The sequence below is a fragment of the Bradyrhizobium sp. genome, from assembly GCF_049581145.1.
GTDB lineage: Bacteria > Pseudomonadota > Alphaproteobacteria > Rhizobiales > Xanthobacteraceae > Bradyrhizobium.
This window is the reverse complement of record NZ_JBAURI010000360.1, coordinates 1-1,627: the sequence shown is the minus strand read 5'-3', so window position 1 is coordinate 1,627 and position 1,627 is coordinate 1. Positions and strand designations below refer to the sequence as shown.

2 protein-coding genes are annotated in these 1,627 nt (G+C 67.1%); both read left to right on the top strand.

Features of this window, described 5'->3' with window-relative positions:
- Nucleotides 1-403, top strand: a 403-nt coding sequence (locus WCB02_RS11765; protein WP_423958352.1) for a DUF2398 family protein, incomplete at its 5' end; no start/stop codon positions are given.
- The coding region (locus WCB02_RS11760) for a TIGR02680 family protein (RefSeq protein ID WP_423958351.1) at nt 400-1,627 on the top strand (1,228 nt) is incomplete at its 3' end. The genes WCB02_RS11765 and WCB02_RS11760, both read left to right, overlap by 4 nt.

The window sequence follows — 1,627 nt, the reverse complement described above, 5'->3', positions numbered from 1 at the left end:
GCTGACGGACGTGGCGATGCCCGCCGAAGGCACCGATGCCCACGCCACGCTGCTGGTCGCGGAGCACCTGGCATCCGGTTTCACCCGACGGGCGACGGAGCCCTCCGACACGACGCGGCCAGCCGGGTTCACCCGAGAGCACGACATTGTCGCTTTCCTGCGCGATGCCAGGAACCACTATGGTCGCTACTGGCGCAAATCGGCGCGTGAGCCCGGCGCCGAACGCGAACTCGCGGAAAACGCGCTGGAGCGGCTGGAAAAACTCCAGCTGATCGTCAGGGATGCCGACATGATTCAGCCGATGCCGGCACTCGCACGCTTCGCGCTCGGTGAGGCGGACGTCCGGGAAACGCCCGAAAAGGCGCCGCGCGCTGCGGCCAACGATCTGTTCGGATCACCATGAACGATCGCCCGATTTCGTTTCTTGCACAGGCCGAGAAGCCGGCACTGCCGATCCCCACCCGGCTGCGCTGGCAACCGCTGCGGCTCGGCCTGGTGGAGCTATTCCACTACGACAGCGAGGAGTTCTGGTTCCGCGACGGCCACCTGCTGCTGCGCGGCAACAATGGGACCGGCAAGTCCAAGGTGCTGTCGCTGACGCTGCCCTTCCTGCTCGATGCCCAGCTCAAGCCGTCGCGGCTCGAACCCGACGGCGACAGCGGCAAGAAGATGGCCTGGAACCTGCTGATGAACAGCTACGACCGGCGCATCGGCTATGCCTGGATCGAGTTCGGCCGTCTCGCCGACGACGGCACGCCGCATTATCTGACGCTCGGCGCCGGGCTGTCCGCAGTCGCAGCGCGTCCCCAGGTGGACAGCTGGTTCTTCGTGCTGGACGCTGCCGACGGCGCGCCACGCATAAACAGGGATCTCTGGTTGATGAGCGACCAGCGCGTGGTCCTGACCAAGGAGCGGCTGCGCGAGGCGCTGCAAGGCCGCGGCCAGCTGTTCGAAACATCATCGAGCTATCGGCGCGCCGTCGATGAACGGTTGTTCCGGCTCGGCGCCAAGCGCTACGACGCGTTGATGGATACGCTGATCCAGTTGCGACAGCCGCAATTGTCGAAGAAGCCGGACGAGACCGCACTTTCGAATGCGTTGACGGAAGCCTTGCCGCCGCTGCCGGTCGAATTACTCGCCGACGTGGCCGAAGCCCTTGGCCAGTTGGAGGAAGATCGGCGCCAGCTCGAGGAATATCAGGCGCTGGCCAAGGCCATCGAGCGTTTCGTCGAGCGCTACCGGATCTATGCCGGCACGCAGACCCGGCGCCAGGCCCGCGCGCTGCGCCAGGCGCAGACCGAGTTCGACAATGCCAGCCGGGCCCGGGGCGAAGCGCTGGCGCGGCTCGAGCAGGCCAGGAGCGACGAATCGCTCGCCCAGCAAGCTCACGATGCGGCGGACATCGGGCTGAAGCGCGCGCAAGCCCGTCTCGAAACCCTGCGCGCCGATCCGACGATGCAGGATGCCAACCGGCTCGAAGCCGCGGCAAAGGACGCGGTGGCGCGGCAGCACGCCTTGCAAGCCACCACCATCGCAGTCGATGAGGCGATCCGGCGGCTGCGGCGCAACGCCGGCGAGGCGGAACAGGGCGCGCAGCGGCTGGCTGAGGCCGAACGTCAGCTGACTG